This is a genomic window from Luteimicrobium subarcticum (assembly GCF_002798015.1).
Lineage (GTDB): Bacteria > Actinomycetota > Actinomycetes > Actinomycetales > Cellulomonadaceae > Luteimicrobium > Luteimicrobium subarcticum.
Genome location: NZ_PGTZ01000007.1, coordinates 804,996 through 827,252, shown reverse-complemented (window position 1 = coordinate 827,252; position 22,257 = coordinate 804,996). Strand labels below are relative to the sequence as shown.

The window sequence follows — 22,257 nt, the reverse complement described above, 5'->3', positions numbered from 1 at the left end:
GTGGCACGGTTCCAGGTCCGGCTGCGGGCGGCCGCGCGGCGTGCGGCGCGGCTCGGTCGCCCGCAGCCGTCGCGTCCTGCCACGACTCCCGGACCTGGGCCGCGGCCGGTGCGCGTCGTCGTGCAGCTGGACGACCGGCCGGCCGCCGTGCTGGCCGAGGAGTGGACCCAGTCGGACGCCGCCGAGGGGGTGCCCGGCGCCGACCTCGTGGTCGTCCAGCACCCCGCGGCCCGGCCCGGGCGGGACGCGCTCGTCGCGGCCGCCCGTGCCGCGGGCGTGCCGGTGGTGCTGTGGCACCGGCAGGTGACCCCGGAGCCGTTGCCCGCTCTCGCGGACGTCGCGCTCGTCGCCACCCCCGCGACCGCGGACGAGCACCCGGGCGTGCCCGTGGCCGCCGCCGCGTTCGCGCAGCGCCGGCACAACCCAGGACGCGCCGGCGGCCCGTTCCAGGGCCTCCAGCCGCTCGTCCTCGACGGGGCAGCGGGACCGGACCCCGTGGTCGTCGCGGCACAGGCTGCCGCGGCCGGGCGGGTCGTGCTGTCGGAGGGCACGGACGACCCCAGGCTCGAGGGCCCCGCGCTCGACGGTCTCGTGCTCGACACCACGCACGACCCGCACCTCCCCGCGGCGCTCGCACGGCACGCCGAGCTGCGCGACCGCTACGCCCAGCCCGCCCTGCGCCGCGCCCACACCGACCTGTCCGGCGCGGCCGCTGCCCGGACCCTGCTCCGCGCCGCCGGGCTGCCCTCCGGCGACCGGTCGGTGAGCGCCGTCGTCCCCACCATGCGGCCCGAGCAGATCGACCACGTCCTCGACCTCGTCGCACGCCAGGCGCACGAGCGGGTGCAGCTCGTGCTCGTCGCCCACGGCTTCGAGCCCGCCGCCGACCTGCGCGCCCGGGCGTCCGACCGCGGCGTGAGCGACCTCGTCGTCCTCACCGCCGACCGGTCGCAGAACCTCGGGACGCTCATGAACCGGGGTGTCGACGCCGCCGACGGCCACTTCGTGGCCAAGATGGACGACGACAACTTCTACGGGCGTCACTACCTCGGCGACCTCGTCCGCACCTTCGACTGGACGGGAGCGGCCGTCGCAGGCAAGTGGGCGCACTACGCTTACCTCCAGTCGGCGGGCGCGACGTTCCTCAGGTTCCCGGCCGCCGAGCACCGGTTCACGCGACTGGTCCAGGGCGGCACCCTGGTCATGCCGCGCGATGTCGCCGTCTCCGTGCGGTTCGAGGACCTGCCCCGGCGGGTGGACACCACCTTCCTCGACAAGGTCGCCGCGACCGGCGGGACGGTCTACTCGGCCGACCGCTACAACTTCGTGTCCGTCCGGTCGACCTCGACCGCCGGACACACCTGGAAGATCACCGACAGCGAGCTCCTCGCGCTCGCGTCCGGGGAGCCGTTCTTCGGCGAACCGTGGACGCATGCCGAGGTCTGACAGAAGGACGCGCATGACGAACGTGGAGGTCCGCCACGCCCGGCCCGCCGGGAAGGCCGACGCGCCCGAACCCGGGCCCGCCGCCCACCGTGGCTTCCGCCCCGACATCGAGGGTCTGCGCGCCGTCGCCATCGGCACCGTGCTGCTCTTCCACGCCGGCGTGTCGTTCGTGCCCGGCGGGTTCATCGGTGTCGACATCTTCTTCGTCATCTCCGGCTTCCTCATCACCGGCCTGCTGGTCCGCGAGGTCGAGCGCTCCGGGCGGGTGTCGCTGAGCCGCTTCTACGCGCGCCGTGCCCGCCGCCTCCTGCCGGCGTCCGCGCTGACGCTGTCGGTGACGGCGCTGCTGTCGTGGATCTTCATGTCGTTCGTCGACTGGCGTCAGGTGGGCGGCGACATCATGTCGGCGTCGCTCTACGTGGTGAACTGGCGCCTCGCGGGCCAGGCCGTCGACTACCTCGCCGAGGGCCAGGCCGCATCGCCCGTGCAGCACTTCTGGTCGCTCGCCGTCGAGGAGCAGTTCTACATCGTCTGGCCGCTGGTCCTGCTGGTCGTGGCGTGGATCGCGCGCCGCCGCGGCCTGCGCGTCCGCCCCCTCATGGGGATCGGGCTCGCGATCATCGTCGTCCCGTCGCTCGCGTTCTCCGTCGTCGAGACGGCGAACCACCCGGCCGCCGCGTACTTCGTCACGACGACCCGCCTGTGGGAGCTCGGCGTCGGCGGCCTGGTCGCCGTCGGCGCGGGCCTGTGGACGCGCCTGCCGCGCACGGTCGGCTTCGCCGTCGGGTGGGCCGGGCTCGCGACCCTGGTCCTCGGGGCCCTGCTGCTGCGCTCGACGACTCCGTGGCCGAGCGCGTGGGCCCTCGTGCCGACGCTCGGCGCGGCTGCCGTCATCGTGGGCGGCGCCGGTGCCATCACGGGGGCGAACCGCCTGCTCACGTGGCGGCCGTTCGTGTGGATCGGCGGGATCTCCTACTCGTTGTACCTGTGGCACTGGCCGCTGCTCGTCATCGCCGGCGCCGCGTGGGGCGAGCTGGGCGCCAAGAAGAGCCTGCTCGTCGTGGCCGTGTCGTTCATCCCGGCCTACCTGTCCCTGAAGCTCGTCGAGAACCCGTTCCGCCGCTCGCGACGCATCAGCGAGTCGACCGGCCTCACGCTCTCGCTCGCGGTGAACCTCACGGCCGCCGGTGTCGTCGCCGGGCTCCTGCTCATCCTCGCCGTGCCGTCGTCCGGCACCGCAGGAGCGGCCGCCGGGCCCGTCGGTGCGGCGTCCCTCACCGTGACGTCGGCGTCGACTCCCTCCAGGTCCGCGACGGTCGCGCCGACGGTGGACGGCGTCAAGGTCGTCGACTCGGTGCCGTCGATGACGCCCATGCCGCAGGACGCGACGGACGACGTCCCGTCCGCGTACGGCCGCGGCTGCCAGACCGACGTCGACTCCGACAAGGTCACCTACTGCGACTACGGCGACCCGAAGGGCACCGTCGACATGGTCGTCGCGGGCGACTCCAAGATGCTGCAGTGGGCCGACGTGCTCGACCGCATCGGCAAGGCGGAGCACTGGAAGATCCGCACGGTCACGAAGTCCGCGTGCGGCTTCTCGTCGGCCGTCCTGTCCCAGGCCGGCAAGCCGTACGACACGTGCACGTCCTGGAACAAGCAGGTCCTCGCGGACGTGCTCGCCGACAAGCCCGACGTGCTGCTCGTCTCGCAGGGAGCCAAGTTCGGCACGGCACCCGACGGCACGACCGGCAAGGCCGGCCTCGCCGAGGGCCTCGCGACGTCGTGGGAGGCGGTGCAGAAGAACGGCACGCAGGTGATCGCGCTGCTCGACAACCCCACACCGCAGATGCCGGAGAAGGACGCCGAGGTCTACAAGTGCGTCGCCGACCACCTCGACGACCTGAGCGCCTGCGCGTTCGGCCGCAAGGCCGGCCTCGCGGCCAGCGGGGCACCGGCCATGGAGGCCGCAGCCGAGCAGGTCAAGGGCGTCAAGGTCCTCGACATGACCAACGTGTTCTGCAACGACTCCAAGTGCCCGGCCGTCATCGGCGGCGCCCTGGTCTACCGGCAGGGTTCCCACCTGACCGACACCTACGCCCTGTCGCTCGAGGACGTCCTGCGCCGGGCGCTGACACCACTCGTCGACGCCGCGGCCCGTACCGGCCGCTGACCCGACACCACCCTCGACGCACCACCGGAGGAACCACACCGATGGCGAAGAAGCTCACCTCGTACGCGAGCCGCGCGATGGACAAGGTCCCGCCGTCCCTCGTGGTCGGCCCCGCGCGCAGCTGGCGGACGAAGGCGCTGCGCCGCTCCCTGCGCATCGCGCGCCGGCGCGGCAACGTGACGCGCATGCGGCAGATGGCGACGCTCATCCTGCGCTACGCGCCGGACGACGTGACCGCGCTCGAGGCGGCCACGTTCGCGGACGACGCCCTGGCGATCCTGGCCCGCGGCTACCCCACCCCGCCCCGTGCCGACGCGCCCGCCTACGACCCGGACCCGCGGTCCGTCCTGTCCGTCCTGTCGCAGTCCCTGCCGCAGCGCGCCGGCGGATATGCCACCCGCTCCCACGGGATCCTCTCGGCGCTGTCGCACCGCGGGTGGGACGTGGCGGCGATCACGCGCCTCGGCTTCCCCTACAACCGGTGGCCCGTCGACGACGAGCGCACCGTGCCGACCGTGGACACCGTCGGGCCGATCGCCTACCACCGGGCGCTCGACGAGCGTCGCCGCTACCCGCAGCACCCCCTGGTCGCGTACTCGGAGGAGTTCGCGGGGCACGTCGAACGGCTCGCTCGGGAGCGTCGCGCCGCCGTGATCCACGCCTCGAGCTTCTACGCCACGGCGTACGGCGCCGCCATCGCGGCCCGGCGCCTCGGCATCCCGTTCGTCTACGAGATGCGTGGGCTCGAGGACCTGATGCGCACCGCGAGCCGCCCCGAGCTCAAGGGCTCCCAGTACTGGGACTACCTGGTACGCACGGAGACCGACATCTGCCACCTCGCCGACGAGGTGCTCGTCATCACCGAGGCGCTGCGCACCGAGATGGTGCGCCGCGGTGTCGCGCCCGAGAAGATCTCGGTGCTGCCCAACGGCGTCCACGCGTCGGACTTCACGCCCGAGCCGCGCGACGACGAGCTCGCGGCGGCGCTCGGCCTGACCGGCAAGACCGTCATCGGCTACGCCGGCGGCGTCATCGCCTACGAAGGCCTCCCGCTGCTCATGGAGGCCGTCGCCGAGCTGGCGTCCCGTCGCGACGACTTCGCCGTGGTCATCGTAGGCGACGGCCCCAACGAGGGCACGGTGCGGAACCGCGTCGAGTCGCTCGGCCTCACCGACAAGGTCCTGTTCACGGGTCGGGTCGGGCACGACGAGGTGCACCGCTACCTCTCGCTGTTCGACATCACGCCGTTCCCGCGCCTCCCGCTCGACGTGTGCGAGCTCATCTCGCCCATGAAGCCGTTCGAGGCCATGGCGACGGAGAAGGCCGTGGTCGTGTCCAGCGTGGCCGCGCTCACCGAGATCGTGCAGGACGGCCGGACCGGTCTCGTCTTCCAGGCCGGGGACGCCCCCTCCCTGGCCGCCACGCTGGAGCGCCTCATCGACGACCCCGCCCTGCGCGCCGAGCTCGGCGCGCAGGCACGGGCCTGGGTCGTCGAGAACCGCGACTGGAGCGCCGTCACCGGATCCGCCGAGGCGGCGTACGCCCGCCTGCTCGCGCGCTGACGTCCCGTCGCACCCCACCCCACCGAGACCCGGAGAGACCGACACGTGACCGACAGCTCGCTCACCAGCCGCCTGCGCCGCGCCGCCCGCGAGGTGCTGCGCCCCGAGACGCCCGCAACCGCACGGCCCGGAGGCGGCGCTCCGGTCGCCGACGTGCCTGTCGGGACCGTCGACCCCCGGCGTCCCGCGACCTACCCTGCACCGTTCGCCGCGCGGGCGTGGGTCGTCGCCTCGAACCCCGTCGCCGACGACCTCGGCCTCGAGTGGGACCAGTACCGTCCGACCGCGGCGGCGTGGCGCGCCGAGCTGGCGCACCGCGCGCCGGACCTGCTGCTCGTGGAGGTCTCGGGCGGGACGGCGCGCGGCATCGTCCCCGTGGACGACGCCGCCGAGATCGTCGCCGCCGTCGCCGAGCGCGGCGCGGCCGTGGTCGCGCTGGTCACGGGCGACGGCGACCTGCCGGCGTGGGCGACGAGCGACCACGTGCGAGCCGTCCTGGTGACCGACGCGGGTGCGCAGGCACGCCTGGCCGCGAGCACGCCTGCGCCCGTCGAGGTCGTCGGTGCGGCCGTCCAGCCGCGCACCCTGACGTCGGCGCCCCCGCGCGCCGCGGCGGCCCGTCGTCGGACGCTGGCGGTCGCGCCCGGGACGTCCCTGCCCGATCCGGTGGTGCAGCGCCTCGCGATGAAGCCGTCCGTGCCCGTCGAGGAGCTCGCCGACCTGGGTCCTGCGGGTCTGCGCCGCCTCGGCGGCGCCCGTGCGCTCGTCACGACATCCTCTGCCCCGGAGCTCACCGCCGCAGCCGGTGTCACGGGCACGCCGGTGCTCGTCACCGCGCCCGACGCGTCCGCCGAGGACGCCCGCGTCGTGCGGTCGGAGGCCGTCGCGCTGATCGAGCAGGCCGAGCTCGGGGACCGGCTCGCGGTCACGGCGCGCCGTGCCGCCCTGCGCGGCATGACGACGCGCGACCGCGCGGCGGCCGCGCTCGCGGCGGCCGGGCTCCCCGCGCCCGCCACGCCGCGTGACGTGTCGGCGATCGTGCCGACCAACCGCGACCACGAGATCGACAACGTGCTGCGCAACCTGGGACGGCAGGAGGGCGTCGACGTGGAGCTCGTGCTCGTGCTGCACGGCCTCGACACGAACGACGCGGAGCTGCGGGCCCGGGCGACGGACCAGGGCGTCGCCCGGCTCGAGATCGTGCACGCCGACGCCTCCCTCACGCTGGGCGCCTGCATGAATCTCGGCGTGGACGCGGCCGCCGGCACCTTCGTCGCGAAGATGGACGACGACAACATCTACGGCCCGGCCTACCTCGCCGACCTCGTGGACGCGTTCCGCTACACGGACGCGCAGATCGTCGGCAAGTGGGCGCACTACGTGTGGCTGCGCTCCACGGGTGCCGTGGTGCTGCGCTACCCCGACGCCGAGCACACCTACGAGCGCCGGATCCAGGGCGGCTCGATGCTGTTCCAGGGCGATCTCGTGCGCGAGGTCCGGTTCAGCGACATCCCGCGCGCGGTCGACTCCGACATCCTTGATCGCTCGATGGCGACCGGTGCCTCCGTGTACTCGGCGGACCGCTTCAACTTCGTGTCGGTGCGCGGCACCGACCGCACGCAGCACACCTGGACGGTGACGGACGCGACGTTCTTCACGGCGAAGGGCGACCTGCGCTTCTTCGGCGACCCGACCGAGCACGTCACGGTCTGACGCCGAGCTCCTCCCAGACCGCGGCGAGGCCCGCGGCGACGGTCCGCCAGTCGCGTTCGGCGCGGACCCAGTCGAGGCCCTGGGTGGCGGTCCGCTGCGACCCGTCGGGGTCATCGAGGACCTCGTCCAGCACCCGGGCGAGGTCCTCTGCGGAGCCCTTGCGGAACGTGCGGCCCGTCTCGCCGTCGCGCACGATCTCGGCGAGCGCCGCGACGTCGGACGCGACGACGAGCTTGCCCGACGCCATGGCCTCGAACGGCTTGAGCGGCGAGACGAGCTCCGTGACGGTCGTGGAGCGGCGCGGGAACGGCGCGACGTCGACGAGCGAGTAGTAGCGCTCCACCGCGTCGTGCGGGACGCGGCCGACGCAGCGCACCACGTCGGCGACCCCGAGGGCGTCCGCGCGGGCGCGGAGCGCCGGCAGGGCGTCCCCGTCGCCGACGACGAGCACCGCGAGGTCTGTCCGGCCGCGGTCGCGCAGCAGGGCGGCCGCCTCGACGAGCAGCTCGAGGCCTTCGTAGTCGACGACGCTGCCGACGTACCCGACGACCGTCCTGCCGTCGAGCCCGAGCGACGCCGCGAGCCCGTCGTCACGGGGGCACGGCACGAACCGGGCGGTGTCGACCCCGTTCGGCACGACCCGGATCGCGGCCGCGTCGACGCCGCGCTCGACGAGCACGTCGCCCAGGGCGCCCGTGATCGTCACGACCCGGTCCGCGGCGCGCGCCACGTCGGCCTCGAGTCGCGCGACGAGACGGAAGTGCTCGGTGTCCTCGTAGCCGGGCTCGTGGGCCACCCGGGTGTACTCCCACAGACCGCGCACCTCGTAGACGCTCGGCACGCCGCGACCGCGAGCCACGGAGACCGCGGCCGCACCGTTGCGGTGGTTGCTGGCCGCGTGCACGAGGGGCACGGCTCGCCCCCGGAACGCCTCGTCGACGAGCTCGGCGTGCCGGGCGACGCTCTCGTCGACCGGGTACTGCGGGAGCGCCGCGCCCCCTGGCCGCAGGCGGTGGTAGGGCACGCCGTCGACGACGTCGAGCGCCGACGTCGGTCCCTTGACGCCGGCGCCGGCGGGCGTGCCGAAGCCCGGGCGCGTCACGCCCTCGACGTCCCACCCGGCGGACCGCAGGGCCGTCAACAGGCCGTGGGTGCGGGTGGCGTAGCCCGCCGACGACACGGGGAGCGACTGCTGCAGGAGGTACGGGACCGTCCCGGTGCGGGGCGCGACGGCACCGTCGCGGCGCGGGGGCGGCTGCCAGCCGTCGCCGAGCGTCCCGAGGGCGGACCGGGTCAGGTCGCGGACCCCCCGTGCGGCGGCGCTCCCGGGCCGGTCGCGCACGACCCCGTCGGCCAGCGTCGAGGCGGCACCGAGCGCGCCCGCCCCGACGAGCGCCGTGGCGAGCCCGAGCCTCGCCTCGGGGTCGACGGACGTCTCGCCCGCTCCGAGGTCGCCGATCGTCCCGGCGAGGGCCTCGAGCCCCGCCGCGCCGTCCCGGCGGGTCGCCCACCCGGCGAGGACGCCGAGCGCGACCGGGTCGTCGGCCCGCGTGCGCGCGACCGCGCCGAGCCCCGCTCCGTCGTCCAGCGCGCCGGCGAGCGTGGCGGCGTCCGTGACCCCGCCGTCGGCGAGCACCGCGCCGACGAGGTCAGGAGCGCAGCCCCGCAGGTACCCGGCCGCGGCGAGCCGCAGGGACGAGCCGGCGCGCACCGCCCGGGCCACGACCTCCGCGGGGACCAGCGGCGCGCCGCCCAGCTCGCGGGCCACGCGGAGCGCCACGACGGCCGCCGTGTCGTTGCGGGAGGTCAGGTAGGGGCGCAGGAGCGCCGCGTGGTCCGCCCCGCGCCCGCGGGCGCGCCGTGCGAGGTCGCGCTGGGCCACCGCGGCGAGGGACGACCCGCGGACCAGCTCGGGGCGCCCGGCGACGCGCACCGCCGAGCCCAGCGCCGCCCGCCGGAGCGAGGAGCGCAGCGCCGCGGGCGACGTCACCGCCGCGACCCGTGGACCGGCTGCCGGTCGGGGGCGGGCGCAGAACGCTCGGGCCCCCGCAGGAAGCCGGCACCCCACGAGAAGTGCATGGTGGCGAGCACGGCCGGCAGGCGCAGGCGTGCCGCCCGCGGCAGGTCGCGCCCGACGCGCAGCCCGCCCCCCGCCACGAGGACGGCGTAGCCGACGGGCAGGACGAGCCCGGTGAGCAGCCAGGGCACGCCGGCGACGGCGCCCGCGACGCCCACGACCAGCCCGACGACGCTGCCCGCGACCGCCGCTGGCGGCGCCAGGTAGCGCAGGCTCGCGGTGTCGGGGTAGCGCTGCATGACCTGACGACGCCAGCGTCCGGACCGGTAGAACTGGTGCGCCAGCCCCTTCCACGACCCGCGCGGGCGGTAGCCCACGGTGAGCCGCGGGTCGAACCACACGACGTGCCCGGCCTGCCGGAGGCGGTAGTTCAGCTCCCAGTCCTGGGCGCGCAGGAAGTGCTCGTCGTACCCGCCGACGTCCTCGAGCGCCGCCCGGCGGAACGCCCCGAGGTACACCGAGTCGGCCGGGCCCTCCTGCCCGCCCGTGTGGAAGGCGACCGCGCCGATCCCCAGCGACGAGCTCATGGCACGGGCCACGGCCTGCTCGATCGGGGTCCGCCCCTCGGGCACCATCACCCCGCCGACGTTCGCCGCGCCGGAGCGCTCGAGCGCGTCCACGACGAGCGAGACGTAGTCCGCCAGGATGTGGCTGTGCCCGTCGACGCGTACCAGCAGGTCGTGGCGGGCCGCCGCGATCGCGCAGTTCAGCCCGGCCGGCGTGAACCCGGTCGGGTTCTCGACGACCTGCACGCGGGCGTCGTGCGCGGCGATGCCCGCGGCGATCTCGGCGGTCCGGTCCGACGACGGACCCACGGCGAGAACGACCTCGAGGGGACCCGAGTAGTCCTGGTCGAGGATGCGGTGGACCGCCTCTTCGAGGTCACGCTCCTCGTCACGGACGGTCAGGAACACGGACACGCCCGGACGGACGGCACTGGCGGGCGAAGACACCCGGGAATGCTATCCGACGACGCGCAGCACCTGGACGCCACGGACCGGCAGCCACTCCTTGGTCAGCGTGGGGTCCTCGCGCAGCCAGTCCCTCACGGCGGCCGCCTCGTCCGGGCGCTGCACGTCGTCGACGACGACGGTCGCGCCCGGCGCGAGGCTCCTGCGCAGGACCGGCAGCGCCGGGTACCGGGCGGCGGGACCCGTGCGCTCGGGCGGGCCGTCGACGACCAGCAGCCCGACGTCGTCCAGGGTCGCGGCGTCCACGTCGTACCAGGACTGCTCGCCGTGCGGGGTGGCCCGCGGGACCAGGGGGCAGTGCCGCACCTCCGCGTACTCCGCCAGGCCGTGGTCGGCGAGGAGCGCACGGGTTCGCTCCGCGAAGCGCGCGTTGTGCTCGAGGGACACGAGGCGCCCGCGACCACGCTGCCGGAGAGCATGGCTGATCCAGAGCGTCGACGTGCCGCTGCCGCACTCCACGACGAGGTCCAGCGGCATCCTCTCGACGAGGTCGACGAGCCGGAGGATCGCGGACGGCGCCAGGGCCCAGCCGGCGACGTCGGGGAGCGGCACGGTCGGCGAGTAGCGTGCCAGCAGCTGCTGGAGCGCCTGCGCCTCCGTCAGCAGCGTGCCCTCGAGCAGGTGGACCGCCGTCTCGGCCCGGACGGCCGTCCGCTCGGCGGCCGCGTCGACGCTCACGGGGACCTCCGCCCGCAGGCCGCCGACCTCCTCGCGCAGCGTCGCGATCTCGACCGCGAGCGCCTCGACCTCGCCGCGCAGCCTCGTGCCGCGACGCTCGAGGGCTCGCGCCACGGCCCGGGCGCGGCGCCGCTCGTCCAAGGCGAGCAGCACGAGCACGAGCCCGAGACCCGCGAGCCCCACCGCGACGAGCCACCCCGTCCGCGCGACACCTCCGATGACCGCCACCGCGGCCAGCACCACGCTGCCCGCGGCCGTCGCGAGCGCCCGTCGTCCCACCTGCATCGTCGCCTCCCGTCGTCGGCCGACCTCGGCCGGACCCCAAGATAGCGGGTGCGCTCCGTCGGGCCGCGGACCTGCCGACGTGGCCGGACGTGTACGGTCCCACCATGCGCGGCATCCTTCTCGCGGGCGGCTCCGGGACCAGGCTCCACCCCATCACGCTCGGGGTCAGCAAGCAGCTCGTCCCCGTCTGGGACAAGCCGATGGTCTACTACCCGCTGTCCACGCTGATCCTCAGCGGGATCCGTGACGTCCTCGTCATCACGACACCGCACGACGCCGAGTCCTTCCGCCGTCTCCTCGGCGACGGCTCGCAGTTCGGGATCGCGATCAGCTACGCCACGCAGGCCAGCCCCGACGGACTCGCGCAGGCGTTCGTGCTGGGTGCCGACTTCGTGGGTGACGACGCCGTGGCGCTCGTCCTCGGCGACAACATCTTCTACGGGCCCGGGCTGGGAACGCAGCTCCAGCGCTTCACCGACGTCGACGGCGGCGCCGTCTTCGCGTACCGCGTGGCCGACCCGCGCGCGTACGGCGTGATCGAGTTCGACGCGTCCGGACGCGCCCTGTCGATCGAGGAGAAGCCCGCGGAGCCCCGGTCGTCGTTCGCCGTGCCCGGCCTGTACTTCTACGACTCCGACGTGGTCGAGATCGCCCGCTCCCTGCGACCGTCGCCGCGCGGCGAGTACGAGATCACCGACGTCAACCGGACCTACCTCGAGCAGGGCCGGCTGCAGGTCGAGGTGCTGCAGCGCGGGACCGCCTGGCTCGACACCGGCACCTTCGACTCGCTCCTGGAGGCGAGCGACTTCGTCCGCGCGATCGAGAACCGGCAGGGACTCAAGATCGGCGCCCCTGAGGAGGTCGCGTGGCGACAGGGCTTCCTCTCCGACGACGACCTGCGCGTGCGGGGCGAGGCCCTCGCGAAGTCCGGCTACGGCACCTACCTGCTGTCGCTGCTCGACGACCGCTGAGCGGCACGTCCCCCGGGTTCAGCGCCTCGGCACGGCGCCCGTGCCTGCTGCGAGCCGCGCGAGCGCGACCGCTGCCGCGGTGACGTGACCCACCGGGGTCCGCAGCGCGACGTCCAGCTCGGAGAGCGCGCTGCCCTCCTCCACGACCGCCCAGATCCGCGCCGACGAGCCCAGGTAGTCACTGACCTTCGAGGGAAGGAACGGGTTCACGGGCATGCCCTGGGACCGGGTGTCGGCATCCGTGACGACGAGCAGGTCCATCGTGTCGGACAGGGCGAGGAACTCGAGGTAGGGCAGCGCGGGGGCAGCACGCACGACGTCCGCCACGCCGCGAGCCGCGGCCGCGTCGGTCACGTCCTGCGGGCGCGCCGTGAAGACGTGGAAGCGCAGTCGACGACGCTCCTCGGGCGCGAGCAGCGCGAACGCGTCCAGGAGGTCCTCCAGCCCGCGGTTGGCGTACAGGTTCCCGAAGTACGCGACGTGCACCGGCCCCGGCTCGAGCGTCACGACGGGCTTCTCGAGCGCGTAGAAGGACCGGTCCAGGGTGGGGTGCGGCACCACCACGCCGACCTCGTCGAGCCGGGTGCGCAGCGACGCGTCGTGACAGCGACCCGTCATGAAGGCGCGCTGGCGGTCGTTGGTGAACAGGACACGGTCCGCGCGCAGGAAGGTGACGGCCTCGCACAGCTCGTAGCCGTTCTCCGTGTCCGCGACCTCGACACCGGCGTCGGCCAGCAGGGCCCGCAGCTCGTCCGCGACGGCGCTGCCGGGGTCCGTCGGCGACCGGCGCACCCTTCCCCGGACGTCGGCCGACAACGGGTCGGAGAACTCGGCGACCCAGGTCAGCCCCGGACGGTCCGCGGCGATCAGCGCGGCGGCGACGTTGGACGCCGCGAACTGCGCCCTGCTGTACATCCACGTCGGTGCGCCGGGACCGTCGAGCCACGTCGCCGCCCGCGCGCGGGCGGCCACGGCGAAGGGCTCGATGGTCTCCCACGTCGCGAAGCCCGTGGGCGTCGCGAGCGTCACGTCCTCGGTGACGAGGTCCCCCGCGATCCGCTCGAGCCCGCGGTCGACCGCCCGCGTCGCGTCCATCGCGTTCGACAGGACCCGCACGCGTCGTCCGAGCTCCCGCACCCTCTTGGCCGCCACGATCCCGGCCGTGTCCGCGTACGGCGGGAAGCAGTAGGAGACCACCAGCCCGTCGCCGTCCGGCAGCACGACGTCGCCCGTCACTCCGCCTCCCCTCGGACGAGCCGGGCGTACCGGTCCGCCGGATCCTCCGCGTACGCCTGGGACGCGACCCACTCGCGGGCCGCGCGGGACTCCTCCTCGAGCCGCTGCGACGCGGCGAGCACCCGGGCGGCGGCCTCGGCGGGCGTCGAGACGACCCACCGCGCGTCGAGGGCCCGGCGGGCGGCGTCCACGCGCGCGTAGACCGGCCAGTCGCGCACGACGGGCACGGCGCCCGACGCCATGCCCTCGACGACGGCCAGCGACGCGCTCTCCCTGCGGCTCGTGCTCAGCACGTAGCCGGCGCGTGCCAGGACGCCGGCGACGTCGGACGTCCAGCCCGTGAGCTCGACGGCGTCCCGCACGTCCGGCCGGAGCAGCCGGCGACGGACCGCGAGCGCGTACCGGGCGTCCGACTCGACCCGTGTCCGCGGGAAGTCGGCGCCCACCAGCAGCAGGCGCCAGGCGGGGTCCTCGGCCCGCAGCAGCGCCAGGACCTCGACCGCCCACAGCGGGTCCTTGACCGTCTGGGCCCAGCCGACCATGGCGAGGGTCCGTTCGGCGCCCGGCAGCTTGGGGCGGGCCATTTGGTCCGCCGCCACCACGTTGGGCACCACGCGAACCTTCGGACGGACGTCCGCACCGAGGACGCCCACGACGACGTCCACCATCGCGTCGGACACCACGACCAGCTCGTCGACCCGGTCGACGTCCACCAGGTGCAGCCACGCGCTGAGGAGGTCGACGCTGTGCACCCGGAGCACGACCCGGGCGTCCGTGGACGCCGCCGCGACCGCGAACGGCGCTGCGCGGTCGGCCCACTCCACGAAGACCGCCGCGGCGCCGCGCACGGCGTCGAGCCAGGGCCAGGAGTCGGGCACGGGATCGACACCGGCCAGGACGCGCAGGAGCCCCTCGTCGACGCTGATCCCTCGCAGCGCGGCGTCCTCGTCCCCGGGGTCGACCACGTGCGGGTCGAGACCGGCGGCGGTGAGCGCCCGGACCACCGGGACGCCGAAGCGCGGGTAGGAGCCGGCGAGGAAGACGAGGCCCTGCGCCCCGCCGGTGGCGTCCGCGGCGTCCGGCCGGGCACGCAGGTCCGCGGCGATGATCCGCCGGCGCACCGCCGACGTGCGCAGCGGCGCCGTCCAGGCGTCGGGACGTTCCACGAGGGGCGACGACTCCGACACGACGTGCAGGTCACGCTGGAACAGGAGGTGCAGCAGCAGCGCGAACAGCCGGACGGCGTGCGCCGCGTCGCCGTCGTCGAGTGCGGTGTCGGCGGCGGCCGAGAGCTCGTGGGCCAGGGCTTCGGTACCCGTGTCAGCGGCACCGGCGCGCGCCACGCGCACGAGCTCCTCGACCACCCGGTGCTCGATCGAACCGACGCCGACGGCACCCGTGCGGCGTGCCACCTCGCACAGGCCGAGCGCCGCGTCACGCCGCTCGTGCGTCGCGAGCCACGCGGCGTCGGCACGCCAGTCCCCGAGGTCGAAGCTCACGCCGTCCCGTCCGAGCGCGTCGAGCAGGAGCGGCCACTCGTCCCCGTCGAGGACCTCGTCGAGCCGGGCGGGCGACCTGCGGATCCAGCCCCGCAGCGTCTTCCAGCGGCCGCCCGCACGGGACGACGCGAGCTCGCGGAGCCGCTGACCTGCGGTCGCGACGCCCTCGACCTCGAGCGGGGCACGGTTCGCGGGCGCGACGTCCTCGGGCCATTCGGCGTCGGCGACGAGCGCGAGGTAGTGGGTGCGCTCGGGCCGAGAGGCGGGCCGCTCCCCGGGGGGGAACTCCGCCGGGTCGGCGAACGCGGCGAGCACGCGCGAGCGGTCGCCGCGCACGGCGGACGCGGCGCGCTGCACCGTGCGGCGGACCCCGCCCGTCGCCAGCCCCAGAGGACGCACCTCGCGACCGAACGCCGAGCCGCTCGCTGTCGTGGTCGTCCGCAGCTCGACGTCGCCGAGGCGGGCCGCCGGCCCGACGGTCGTCAGGATCTCGAGCGGCAGCCGGTGCGCGTCGAGGTCCTGCGGACGCGCCACCACGACGACCGTCCTCATCGTCCGGTCATCTCGTCAGCAGGGGATCGGGGCGGGAGGGCGAGCACGGGAGGATGCTATGCCACCGGGGCGGGCGGTCCGCCCGGCGGGTCTCCCAGCACGTCCGCGGCCGCGAGCGCCCACCGTTCGCACCAGGCGCCGATCGCGGGCACCCCGACGGCACGCAGGGTGTCGTGCGCGAGCACGGAGTAGGCCGGCCGCGGCGCGGGCCGGACGAACGCCGCGGACGTCGTGGGTCGCACCACCGCGGGGTCGAGTCCGGCCGACGCCACGACCTCGCGCGCCAGGTCGAACCAGGTCGCGTCGCCCGACGAGGTGGCGTGGTACGTGCCGGCGGGGGCGCCGACGGCGACGAGGTCGCGCACGACCCGTGCGACGTCGCGCGTCCACGTCGGCTGGCCGCGCTGGTCGTCGACGACGTCCACGCCGCCCCGCTCACGCGCGAGCCGGGCGATCGTGCGCGGGAAGCTCGGGCCGCCCGCGCCGTAGAGCCAGGCGGTGCGGACCACGAGCGCGTCGGCGCCCGACGCCCGGACGGCCCACTCCCCCGCCGCCTTGGTGCGCCCGTAGGCGCTGCGCGGGGCGAGGGGGGCGTCCTCGGGGCACGGCGTGGTCGAGGTGCCGTCGAGCACGTAGTCCGTCGACACGTGCACGAGGCGGGCGCCCGCTGCCGCGCACGCCGCGGCGAGGTGCTGCGCGCCGACGGCGTTCACGGCGAACGCGGCGCCCTCGTCGGTCTCGGCGTCGTCGACGCGCGTGTACGCCGCCGCGTTCACGACGACGTCCGCGTCCCGGACCGCCGCCCGGCACGCGGCGGCGTCGGTGACGTCCAGGTCGGCACGCGTCGTGCCGCGCACGGTGCGGCCGGCGTCCGCGAGCACCGCGACGAGGTCCTGCCCGAGCATCCCGGCCGCGCCGACGACCACCCACCGCTGCTGCTGCCCTTGCTGCATGGTGCGAGGGTACCGACCCCGCCGGACCCCGTAGGCTCGTGCCCGTGCAGGTCCGCGAGCTCGCCGTCCCCGGCGCCCTGGAGATCACCCCCCGCCAGTTCCCCGACGCCCGGGGCACGTTCCTCGAGTGGTTCAAGGAACCGGCCTTCTCGGACGCTGCGGGGCACCGCTTCGACCTCGCACAGGCGAACCTCTCGGTGTCGGCGGCGGGCGTGGTGCGCGGGATCCACTTCGCGGACGTCCCACCGTCCCAGGCGAAGTACGTGACCTGCGCGTCGGGAGCGGTCCTCGACGTCGTGGTCGACATCCGGGTCGGTTCACCGACCTTCGGCACCTGGGACGCCGTCCTCCTCGACGACGTGGACCGCCGCGCGGTGTACGTCCCCGAGGGCCTCGGTCACGCGTTCATGGCGCTCGAGGACGCGGCGACCGTGCTCTACCTCTGCTCCGCCGGCTATGCACCGGGGCGGGAGCACGGCATCCACCCGCTCGACCCCGCGCTGGGCATCGACTGGCCCACGACGGCGCGCGACGGGTCGCCGCTCGTGCCGCGGCTCTCCGACAAGGACGCCGAGGCCCCCACCCTGGCCGAGGCGCGCGAGCGCGGGATCCTGCCGACGCTCGCGGAGGTCGAGGCGTTCCTGTCCGGCCGCGGGACCGCTGCGGACGCCCCGCCGGGCGACTAGCGGCGCGGCGGCACGAGCACCCTGGCGCTGGTGACGGACCCGGCGGCGCGGTCGACGGGCACCACCACCCGGAAGGTCCGCGTGGCGCCGGCGGACCGCGTCACGGTGAAGTGCACCGTCGCGGTGCTCCCTGCGGCCACGTGCGGCGTGGTCACCGTGCGGGTGACCCAGCCGCGGGACGTGAGCTCCTGCAGGTGCAGCGTCCCGGACGGCGAGACGGTCGCGGTGATGACGTCCTGCGTGGCCGAGCCCGCACGTGCGCGCACCGACACGTCGGCGCGGCGCAGGCTCGCGACCGTGACGGTGCGTGACGTCGCGGAGAGCCACGTCGCGTCGGACAGCACCACGGCACGGTACGAGGACGACGCGTCCTGCCGCACGGACAGCAGACCGCACCCGGTGCCCCACCGGGTGGTGAGCGTGCCCACCGGCGTCCACCAGGCGGCGCCCGCGACCTTGCGGTCGATGCGGACGCGCGCCGACGCCGTGCCGCCGTCAGCGGTCACGCACGCCTGCATCCGCTCCAGCGAGCGTGGGGAGACCGCGCCGAACGACCCGGGGCCGACGTCGGAGAGGGTGACGTGCGTCGCGACGCGCGGGACGACGAGGGTGCCCGTCGCGGTGGCGGGCTGGTGGCGGCCGTCCCCGGGGAACGACACGGTGACGGTGTGCTTCCCTCCGGTGACGCCCCAGCCCCACCCGGACGTCTGGGACCACGACACCGTGCGGAACGAGGTCGCGTGCTTCCCGTCGACCGCGACGTCGACCGGTGCGTCGCCGACCACTCCCTCGGTCGAGGTGAGGGAGACTTCCACCTCCGCGTCGACGCCCTGGACGTCGAGCCCCGTGATCTGCAGCGTGGTCGGCTGACGCTGGTCCGTGACGGTGGTCGAGCCGGTGGCTCCCGGGTACCCCGCGTCGCCGTGGTAGACCGCGGTGAGGGTGTCTCCCGCCCGGACAGAAGCGAGCGGCGCGGCGGAGACGGCCTGGGACTGCCAGCTCGGGAAGGTCGACGGCGCGGAGCGCAGCGGCAGGGTGGCGACGACGCGTCCGGCGTCCAGGACGTCCACGGTGCCCGTGGGCGAGAGCAGCGTGACCCACTGCGGGAAGGTGTGCCCGGCGTCGTACGTCGACACGGTGGCCCGGACCGTGGCGGGCCCGGCGGCGGTGCTGTCGGCGACGGGGACCCACGCGTCGAGCGCGAGCCGGACGGGCGGCGTCTGCGTCGTGACCGTCACGGGCTGCTGCTGCGGCGCCGTCCCGTCCCCCGGGTCGTACGTCAGGACGAGGCGGTCCGTGGTGCCGGACGCGCGGACCGTGACGGCGGACCAGCCGAACGTGCCGGTGGCGCTCACGGCGGCCGCCGTGCCCAGCGTCGTCCCGTCGGGCGTCCGCAGCGTCACCGTGCCCCCGGTCGCGGCGGCGCCCGTGGCGCACGACGACACCGTTCCGTGCGCGGCGACCTGGCGCCCGTAGGACGCTCCCTCGTCGAACGTGACGACGTACGGCTGGGGGCAGTCGGAGGGCTCGTCGGCCGCGGCTGCCGTCGCGGCGGGCAGCACTCCCGACAGGGCGGTGAGGAGCAGGAGGACGGACGTACGGCGCATAGGGACTCCGGGATGATCACGGTGCCCCTCGGGCGGGGGCGGAGGCAACCTACCACCCCGGCCGCACAGGTCAGCCCTGACCCGACGCCCGGTACCGCGCCTCGGTCGCGGCCTTGCGCGGCCGCCACCAGGACTCGTTCTCCCGGTACCACGCGACCGTCGCCTCGAGGCCCGCCCGGAAGTCGGTGTAGCGCGGTGTCCAGCCCAGCTCGGTGCGCAGCCGGGTCGCGTCGATCGCGTACCGCAGGTCGTGGCCGGCCCGGTCGGTGACGTGGTCGAACTCGTCCGGGGCGCGTCCGAAGAGGTCGAGCAGCGTGCGGACGACGTCGAGGTTGGAGGTCTCGCCGTCCGCGCCGATCAGGTACGTCTCCCCGGGCGTCCCGCGCTCGATCACCGTCCACACGGCCGTGTTGTGGTCCTCGACGTGGATCCAGTCGCGCACGTTGAGGCCGGCGCCGTAGACCTTGGGCCGCACGCCGTCGAGGAGGTTGGTGATCTGCCGCGGGACGAACTTCTCGACGTGCTGGTAGGGCCCGTAGTTGTTGGAGCAGTTCGACAGGGTCGCCTCGAGCCCGAACGAGCGCACCCACGCGCGGACCAGCAGGTCGGAGCCCGCCTTCGTCGACGAGTACGGCGACGACGGGTTGTAGGGCGTGCGCTCGGTGAACCGTTCCTGGGTGGCCGGGTCTCCCTCGACGCGGAGCGGGAGGTCGCCGAACACCTCGTCGGTGGAGACGTGGTGGTAGCGCACCCCGTGCCGCCGGACGGCCTCGAGCAGGGTGAACGTGCCCACGAGGTTCGTCCGGACGAACGGGCTCGGGTCGGTGAGCGAGTTGTCGTTGTGCGACTCGGCGGCGAAGTGCACGACGAGGTCCGCCTCCGCGACCAGCGCGTCGACCAGGTCGGCGTCGGCGACGTCCCCCTCGACGAGCCGGACGCGGTCGGCCACCGGGTCGAGCGACGCGCGGTCGCCGGCGTACGTGAGGGCGTCGAGCACCGTCACGTCGTCGCCCGGGCGCTCGCGCACCGTCTGCTGGACGAAGTTCGAGCCGATGAACCCGGCACCGCCGGTCACGAGGACGCGCATGGCGACACCCTAACGACCGGCGCGGGCTACGAGCGCAGCAGCACGACCGCCGAGATGCGGACGGGCCGGCGGTCGAGCGTCCGCACCTCGACCGTGCCGTGGTACCGGGTGCGCACGTCGAGGAACGTCTGCCACCGCGTCGAGGTCGACGAGGTCCACAGGGTCGCGACACGGTGGCCGCCCACGAGCACGGAGAGCCGGCCCTGCCCGGGCGCGGTCGTCAGGTGCAGCCGGACACGCCCCACGGTCGGCCCGGAGACCCGCAGGCGCGCCCCCGCCGCCGTCGTGACGTAGGCACCACCCCGCAGGTACAGGCTCGACGTCGACCGGCTCCAGCCGCCCGTCTGGACGACCTGCGACCACGCGACCGGCGTCGTCACGGACGGCAGCTGTGTCGTCGCGCCCGATCCGCCGGCCCCGACGGCCCGCACCCGCACCTGGTACGTCGCGCCGGCCGTGGAGGTCGCGAGCGCGTACGACGCGTGCGTCGTCGACCCGCGGTACGTCCACGTGCCGGGCAGGGCGCGGGCGCCCGACGCGGCGCGCGACCACACCTCGTACCGGCTCGCGCCCGTGACGGCCCGCCACGTGAACGTCCGGCTGGTGCCGAGCGCCGACCGGGCGGCGCTCGTGAGCGTGGACGCGGGCGCCGCGGGGCGTGCCGTCCTCGACACGCCGACGCCGTGGCCCACGGTGCGGGGGAACGCGAGCGCGAGCACGTGCTTGCTGCGGCCGTCGAGCGCGACCACGCTGATCGTGCCCGACACGGGCGACGCGAGCGGGAGGACCAGCGCACGGTCGGACGACGTGGGCAGCGTGCTGGGGTCGAGCACCCCGAGGCGCGCCGAGCCCGCCCGCACCTCGATCGGCCCGGTGCCCGGGCCCGTCCGCGCGCGCACCACGACCTGACGCACGTCCAGCAGCCCGGAGACGGACAGGCGCGCCCCGGAGCTCGTCGTCGCCCAGCCGCCGCCGGACGTCGTCCACGTGCCCGCCCGGGCGACCGACGACGACGCCACCGGGCGGGTGGCCTTGCTGAGCGTGCTCGGCGGCCCGAGCCGCCCCCGCGTGTCGACGGCGCGGACCGCGACCAGCCGGGTGTCGCCGTAGCCCGTCGACACCGTCGCCGCGGTGCCCGTCACCGTCTTGTACACCGTCCAGTACCGGTCGTCCAGGAGATCGGTGCGGTTCCCGCGGCTCGAGACGCGCGTGAGGAGCTGGTACCTCGCCGCGCCGGACACCGCCTTCCAGCGGTACGTCGTGGTCGACGACCACTGCACCGGCGACTGGTCCGCCGTCGGTGCGACCACCGTCGGCGCCGCCGTGGTGTACCGGACCATGCCGTACGTCCTCTTCGCGGCCGCGACCCGCGACGCGACCGCCGCCCGGATCGTCGGCAGCTTCGCGTACAGGTACCGGCCCGGGCACGCCGTCCCGTTGGTGTCCCGGTGCCCGAGGATCACGGGCACGCTCACCCTCGTGCCGGGGGCGTGCCGCGGCACGCTCCCCGTGCTGCTCCCCGTGGTCAGGGTCGTGCGGCCCGTCGGGTTCAGCCCGTACTCGTACGCCTTCCAGGCGAGCACCCGCTCGATGCCCGTGAGCAGCGCGGACGTGGGCTGCCCCGACTCGAAGTTGCCCATCGCGGACACCCCGATCGTCACCGAGTTGTACCCGCCCGCCTGCGCCCCGATCGGGTTGTCGTGGATCGCGTCGCGGCGGCCCTGGTAGATCGTGCCGTAGCGGTCCACGAGGAACTGGTAGCCGATGTCCGGCCAGCCGCGGCTCCCCGTGTGGAACGCGTAGACGCCCCGCACGATCGCCGCCGACTGCGAGCGCGAGTAGTCGTTCGTCCCGACGGTGTGGTGGACGTACATCGCCTGGAGCCTGCTGGAGACCTGCGGCCAGTCGCTCCCGCGGCTCTCGTCGGCTCCCCACTGCGCGCGCGTCACGATCGTCGGCTCGATCTCGTAGCCCGTCGAGGCCTGGGCGCTCGCCGCGGGCGCGGCCGGCTCGAGCCCCGCCCCGACGGTGGCGTCCGCGGCGCTCGTGCCCGGGTCGACGACGTCGACCCGGACGTCCGACGGCGCCGTGCCGTCCGCCGTCACCAGGCGCACCTGCACGCCGTCCGCGCCGCCCGTGACCATCGCGTCGGTGCCGGGGCGCTCGCCGCTCACCCCGAGGTCGTCGACGGTGAGCGTGAACCACTCGCTCCAGGTGCCGTCCTCGAGGAGCCGGGCGTCGACCTCCGTCACCGCCGGGCCCCCGGGCTCCCACGTGACCCCGCCGACGAGGAAGTGCGCGGTGAGGGTCTTCACGCCCAGGACGGCGAGCTCGCCGCCCGCCTCCCCGGTGCCGGACGACGTGCCGGACGCGCCGGGTCCCGCGGCGTCGCGCTCCACGTGGCGCTGCCCGTCGACCGACGACGTGGCCGGGGCCCGCAGCACGCCCGTCCCGGGCTCGTGGCCCGCCGCGACGTCCAGCGCCGTCGGGTCCCCGAGCGCCCGCTGGTCGATCGTGCCGGGGACAGCGATCCGGTGGACCGTCGGCTCGACGGGGTGCGCGGCCGGCGCCGGGAGCGCCGCCACGGGTGCCACCACGGCCGCCGTGGCGAGCACCGCGGTGCCCGTCGTCAGCACCAGCACCCGCCCGGCCCGGCCCGTCTGACGTTCCCGTGGTCCCCGTGCTGCAGCGCTCATGCGTGCGTCCCCGTCCGTCCGGGCCGGCCCCGCGGTGGACCGTGCTCCGGTCCAGGGTGCGCACC

General features: G+C 75.1%; 15 protein-coding genes. 6 read left to right on the top strand and 9 right to left on the bottom strand.

Features of this window, described 5'->3' with window-relative positions; translation table 11 throughout:
- The 4 genes from CLV34_RS08675 to CLV34_RS08660 are packed head-to-tail and all read left to right on the top strand — an operon-like array spanning position 1 to position 6,894.
- Positions 1 to 1,446 (top strand): glycosyltransferase family 2 protein, encoded by a 1,446-nt coding sequence (locus tag CLV34_RS08675; RefSeq protein ID WP_100349817.1) that lies wholly within the window; start codon positions 1 to 3, stop codon positions 1,444 to 1,446.
- Positions 1,447 to 1,459: 13 nt separating this feature from the next.
- Positions 1,460 to 3,619: an acyltransferase family protein gene (locus tag CLV34_RS08670; RefSeq protein ID WP_157803769.1), complete on the top strand. Its 2,160-nt coding sequence runs from the start codon at positions 1,460 to 1,462 to the stop codon at positions 3,617 to 3,619.
- 41 nt (positions 3,620 to 3,660) lie between these two features.
- Entirely contained in the window at positions 3,661 to 5,181 is a 1,521-nt protein-coding gene (locus CLV34_RS08665) for a glycosyltransferase family 4 protein (RefSeq protein ID WP_100349815.1), read from the top strand.
- A gap of 45 nt (positions 5,182 to 5,226) precedes the next feature.
- A complete protein-coding gene (locus CLV34_RS08660; protein ID WP_100349814.1) occupies positions 5,227 to 6,894 on the top strand; it encodes a glycosyltransferase family A protein in 1,668 nt (555 codons plus the stop codon).
- Here the strand turns inward: CLV34_RS08660 and CLV34_RS08655 are convergent.
- From CLV34_RS08655 to CLV34_RS08645, 3 genes are read right to left on the bottom strand one after another with little or no spacing between them, the layout of a single operon-like run.
- Entirely contained in the window at positions 6,884 to 8,884 is a 2,001-nt protein-coding gene (locus CLV34_RS08655; protein ID WP_100349813.1) for a glycosyltransferase, read from the bottom strand. The two genes, CLV34_RS08660 and CLV34_RS08655, sit on opposite strands and share 11 nt — an antisense overlap.
- Positions 8,881 to 9,924, bottom strand: coding sequence for a glycosyltransferase family 2 protein (locus tag CLV34_RS08650; RefSeq protein WP_245859104.1), 1,044 nt, complete (start codon positions 9,922 to 9,924; stop codon positions 8,881 to 8,883). The genes CLV34_RS08655 and CLV34_RS08650 overlap by 4 nt, the downstream gene beginning before the upstream one ends.
- A 9-nt stretch (positions 9,925 to 9,933) precedes the next feature.
- On the bottom strand, positions 9,934 to 10,905 hold the full coding sequence (locus tag CLV34_RS08645; RefSeq protein ID WP_100349811.1) for a class I SAM-dependent methyltransferase: 972 nt from the start codon (positions 10,903 to 10,905) through the stop codon (positions 9,934 to 9,936).
- 104 nt (positions 10,906 to 11,009) lie between these two features.
- On the opposite strand from CLV34_RS08645, the gene rfbA reads away from it, so the two are divergent.
- Positions 11,010 to 11,876 carry a glucose-1-phosphate thymidylyltransferase RfbA gene (gene rfbA, locus CLV34_RS08640; protein WP_100349939.1) on the top strand — a complete coding sequence of 289 codons (867 nt, stop codon included), beginning with the start codon at positions 11,010 to 11,012 and terminating at the stop codon, positions 11,874 to 11,876.
- Between the two features lie 18 nt (positions 11,877 to 11,894).
- On the opposite strand, the gene CLV34_RS08635 is transcribed toward rfbA, so the two are convergent.
- The 3 genes from CLV34_RS08635 to rfbD are packed head-to-tail and all read right to left on the bottom strand — an operon-like array spanning position 11,895 to position 16,116.
- A complete protein-coding gene (locus CLV34_RS08635) occupies positions 11,895 to 13,112 on the bottom strand; it encodes a glycosyltransferase family protein (protein WP_100349810.1) in 1,218 nt (405 codons plus the stop codon).
- Positions 13,109 to 15,163 (bottom strand): glycosyltransferase, encoded by a 2,055-nt coding sequence (locus CLV34_RS08630; RefSeq protein ID WP_100349809.1) that lies wholly within the window; start codon positions 15,161 to 15,163, stop codon positions 13,109 to 13,111. The genes CLV34_RS08635 and CLV34_RS08630 overlap by 4 nt, the downstream gene beginning before the upstream one ends.
- 56 nt (positions 15,164 to 15,219) lie before the next feature.
- Complete coding sequence (gene rfbD, locus CLV34_RS08625; protein ID WP_100349808.1) at positions 15,220 to 16,116, bottom strand: dTDP-4-dehydrorhamnose reductase; 897 nt, start codon at positions 16,114 to 16,116, stop codon at positions 15,220 to 15,222.
- Between the two features lie 44 nt (positions 16,117 to 16,160).
- Between rfbD and rfbC the strand changes: the two genes are divergently transcribed.
- On the top strand, positions 16,161 to 16,802 hold the full coding sequence (rfbC, locus tag CLV34_RS08620; protein ID WP_100349938.1) for a dTDP-4-dehydrorhamnose 3,5-epimerase: 642 nt from the start codon (positions 16,161 to 16,163) through the stop codon (positions 16,800 to 16,802).
- Here the strand turns inward: rfbC and CLV34_RS08615 are convergent.
- The 3 genes from CLV34_RS08615 to CLV34_RS08605 all read right to left on the bottom strand — a co-directional run bounded on the left by CLV34_RS08615 (position 16,799) and on the right by CLV34_RS08605 (position 22,192).
- On the bottom strand, positions 16,799 to 18,409 hold the full coding sequence (locus tag CLV34_RS08615; protein ID WP_100349807.1) for a hypothetical protein: 1,611 nt from the start codon (positions 18,407 to 18,409) through the stop codon (positions 16,799 to 16,801). The genes rfbC and CLV34_RS08615 overlap by 4 nt on opposite strands.
- Before the next feature lie 70 nt (positions 18,410 to 18,479).
- Entirely contained in the window at positions 18,480 to 19,496 is a 1,017-nt protein-coding gene (gene rfbB / locus CLV34_RS08610) for a dTDP-glucose 4,6-dehydratase (protein WP_100349806.1), read from the bottom strand.
- Positions 19,497 to 19,522: 26 nt separating this feature from the next.
- On the bottom strand, positions 19,523 to 22,192 hold the full coding sequence (locus CLV34_RS08605; RefSeq protein WP_157803768.1) for a peptidoglycan recognition protein family protein: 2,670 nt from the start codon (positions 22,190 to 22,192) through the stop codon (positions 19,523 to 19,525).
- Positions 22,193 to 22,257: the final 65 nt, after the last annotated feature.

Excerpts from the sequence above, each read along its gene's own strand:
- CLV34_RS08670 (WP_157803769.1), top strand. The coding sequence starts at position 1,460 with ATGACGAACGTGGAGGTCCGCCACGCCCGGCCCGCCGGGAAGGCCGAC.
- CLV34_RS08665 (WP_100349815.1), top strand. The coding sequence starts at position 3,661 with ATGGCGAAGAAGCTCACCTCGTACGCGAGCCGCGCGATGGACAAGGTC.
- CLV34_RS08645 (WP_100349811.1), bottom strand. The coding sequence starts at position 10,905 with ATGCAGGTGGGACGACGGGCGCTCGCGACGGCCGCGGGCAGCGTGGTG.
- rfbA (WP_100349939.1), top strand. The coding sequence starts at position 11,010 with ATGCGCGGCATCCTTCTCGCGGGCGGCTCCGGGACCAGGCTCCACCCC.
- CLV34_RS08630 (WP_100349809.1), bottom strand. The coding sequence starts at position 15,163 with ATGAGGACGGTCGTCGTGGTGGCGCGTCCGCAGGACCTCGACGCGCAC.
- rfbD (WP_100349808.1), bottom strand. The coding sequence starts at position 16,116 with ATGCAGCAAGGGCAGCAGCAGCGGTGGGTGGTCGTCGGCGCGGCCGGG.
- CLV34_RS08615 (WP_100349807.1), bottom strand. The coding sequence starts at position 18,409 with ATGCGCCGTACGTCCGTCCTCCTGCTCCTCACCGCCCTGTCGGGAGTG.
- rfbB (WP_100349806.1), bottom strand. The coding sequence starts at position 19,496 with ATGCGCGTCCTCGTGACCGGCGGTGCCGGGTTCATCGGCTCGAACTTC.
- CLV34_RS08605 (WP_157803768.1), bottom strand. The coding sequence starts at position 22,192 with ATGAGCGCTGCAGCACGGGGACCACGGGAACGTCAGACGGGCCGGGCC.